Source organism: Kitasatospora sp. NPDC101108, from assembly GCF_055584725.1.
Map to the genome: position 1 here is coordinate 1 of NZ_JBVJLM010000051.1, position 3,280 is coordinate 3,280.

Consider the following 3,280-nt stretch of genomic DNA (forward strand, 5'->3'; position numbering starts at 1 on the left):
AGCGCAGTCGTTACTGGCTGGAGGCGCCGGCTGGTGGGGCGGGTGCTTCGGCGCTCGGTCTGCAGGATTCCGGGCATCCGCTGTTGGGGGCGGTCACGGGTCTGGCTGATGGTGGTGTCCTGTTCAGTGGACGCCTGTCCCGGCACACCCACCCCTGGCTCACCGACCACGAGATCCAGGGCCGGGTCCTGCTGCCCGGGACCGCGTTGGTGGAACTGGCGTTGGAAGCCGCCGACCGTAGCGGCGCGTCGCGCGTGGTGGAGCTGACGCTCGAGGCGCCGATGCTGCTGCCCGCCGTCGGCGGCCTGCGGATCCAGGTCGCTGTGGACGCGGTGGACGAGAACGACCAGCACCAGGTGCGGATCTACTCGCAACCCCAGGACGCCGAGGCCGGCGACCAGGACACGTGGACCAGGCACGCTTCCGGATGGCTCGCGGTGGACGACCTCGTCGCCCCCGACGCCGACCTCGTGCAGTGGCCGCCGGCCGGCGCCGAAGCCGTCGACCTGGCGGACTTCTACCCCGCGCTCGCCGAGACCGGCTACACGTACGGGCCGGCCTTCCAGTGTGTGTCGGCGCTGTGGCGGCTCGGCGACCAGCTCTACGCCGACGTGGTCCTGCCCGAGCCGCAGCACGCGGACGCGGCGAAGTACGGAGTCCACCCGGCGCTGCTCGACGCGGCGCTGCACCCGCTCGTCCAGCAGCTCGCCTCGGCTGCCGGAGGTCTGCTGCTGCCGTTCGCCTGGAGTGACGTCTCGCTCTACGCGACCGGTGCGAAGGAACTGCGCGTGCGGTGGACTCCCACCGGCGCGGAGAGCGCCGCTCTGACGGTCGCCGACGGCGCAGGCCGGCCGGTGGCCTCGGTCGGCGAACTCGTCCTGCGGCCCGCTCGGGTCGACGCCCGGGCCGCCGATCGGCGTGGTGCGCTCTACCGGCTGGACTGGGTGCCCGTGCCGTCGACGGCCGACGCGACCGGCTCGGTGACGGTGACGGCGGATCCGGCGTCGCTGGTCGAGGTGCCAGGGCGGGTGGTGGTCCAGCTGGGCTCCGCCGAGGGCGAGGGCGTTCCCGCGGCTGTGCACCGGCTCACCGGTGAGGCGCTGGACCTGGTCCAGGCCTGGCTCGCCGACGAGCGCTTCGCCGACGCCCGGCTGGTCGTCGTGACACGCGGCGCCGTCGGCACCGAGACCGGCGACGCGCCCGCCGACCTGGCGGCCGGCTCGGTGTGGGGCCTGGTCCGCACGGCGCAGGCCGAGCACCCCGACCGCTTCGTCCTGGTCGACCTCGACCCGGCCGACCCGGGTTTCGGCGCCGAGAACCTCGACGCCGGCGGCCTGTACGGCGACGAGTCCCAGCTGGTGGTGCGCGGGGGAGAGCTGCGCGCGCCGCGGATGGTCCCGGTGCCGGCTGCGGACGCCCCCACCGCTGCCGACTTCGACGCCTTCGACGCCGAGGGCACCGTGATGATCACCGGCGGTTCGGGCACCCTCGGGACCCTGCTCGCCCGCCACCTCGTGCGCAACCACGGGGTGCGGCATCTGCTGCTGCTCTCGCGGCGCGGCGGGGATGCCCCCGGTGCGGCCGAACTGGCGCTGGAGCTCGCCGAGTTCGAGGCCGAGGTCCGCTTCGCCGGGTGTGACGCGGCCGACCCGGCGGCGCTGGCCGCCGTGCTGGCGGCCATCCCGGCCGAGCACCCGCTGACCGGAATCGTGCACGCCGCCGGCATCCTGGACGACGGGCTCGTGGAGTCGCAGACTCCCGACCGGTTCTCGGGAGTGCTGCGTCCGAAGGTGGACGCGGCGTGGAACCTGCACGAGCAGACCAAGGACCTGCCGCTGTCGGTGTTCGTCGTCTTCTCGTCCATCGCCGGCGTGATCGGCAACTCCGGCCAGAGCAACTACGCGGCCGCCAACACCTTCCTCGACACCCTCGCCGCCCACCGTCGTGCCGCCGGACTGTCCGCCCACGCCCTGGCCTGGGGCCTGTGGGACCAGGCCGACGGCATGGCGGGCGGCCTCACCGAGGCCGACGTCGCCCGCTGGACCCGCTCCGGTGTGGCACCGCTCGGCGAGGAGCGGGGGCTCCAGCTGTTCGACACCGCGTTGGCGCAGGAGCACGTCCAGCTCATCCCGGCCCAGCTCGACCTGTCGGTGTTGAAGTCCCAGGCCCGTACCGCCGGGCAGCCGGCGCCCGTGGTCTTCCGCTCCCTGGTGCGTGGGCCGGTACGGCGCAGCGTCACCACGAACGCGGCGAGCGCGGGCCGCGACAGCTGGACCGACCGGATGGCGGCCCTGGCGGAGAGCGAGCGGACGCGCGCGATCACCGAGACCGTGCGTGCCGTCGTCGCCCTGGTCCTCGGCCACTCCGACTCCGCGACCATCGATGTCGAACGGGCCTTCAAGGACCTCGGGTTCGACTCCCTCACCGGCGTCGAACTGCGCAACCAGCTCAACACCGCCACCGGCCTGCGGGTGCCGACCACGCTCGTCTTCGACCACCCGTCGCCGCGTGCCGTCATCGACTACCTGCTCGCCAAGGTCTCCGACGCGATCGGCACGACGAGCGCGGTGACGACGGCGGGCGTACCGGCCCTCCGCGCGCGGTCGGCCTCCGAGGACGACAACGAGCCGATCGCGGTGGTGGGCATGGCCTGCCGCTACCCCGGTGGGGTGGCGAGCGCCCAGGACCTCTGGGACCTGGTGGCCGGCGGAGTGGACGCGGTGGGCGAGTTCCCGTCCGACCGCGGCTGGGACGTGGAGAAGCTCTACAACCCGGACCCCGAGGTGACCGGAACCTCCTACACCCGGCAGGGCGGGTTCCTATACGAGGCTGCCGAGTTCGACGCGGAGTTCTTCGGCCTCAGCCCGCGCGAGGCCGCGGGGATGGACCCGCAGCAGCGCCTGCTGCTGGAGACGGCCTGGGAGGCGTTCGAGAGCGCGGGTATCGACCCGGCGTCCGTGCGCGGCTCGCGCACCGGCGTCTACGCGGGCGTCATGTACAACGACTACGGGTCGCGGCTCGCCACGGCTCCCGAGGGCTTCGAGGGCTTCCTGCTCACCGGCAACACCTCCAGCGTCATCTCCGGTCGGCTGGCGTATTCGTTCGGTCTGGAGGGGCCGGCGCTGACGGTGGACACGGCGTGTTCGTCGTCGCTGGTGGCGTTGCACCTGGCGGTGCAGTCGCTGCGGCGTGGTGAGTGCGAGATGGCGCTGGCCGGCGGTGTCACCGTGATGGCGCGGCCGAACACCTTCGTGGAGTTCTCGCGTCAGCGGGGTCTGTC

The 3,280-nt window shown here is 73.3% G+C and carries 1 protein-coding gene; it reads left to right on the forward strand.

What is annotated here, in order from left to right:
- Positions 1-83: 83 nt before the first annotated feature.
- Positions 84-3,280 (forward strand): type I polyketide synthase (locus ACZ6Z8_RS39160; protein ID WP_465614735.1); only part of this gene is annotated, 3,197 nt, incomplete at its 3' end.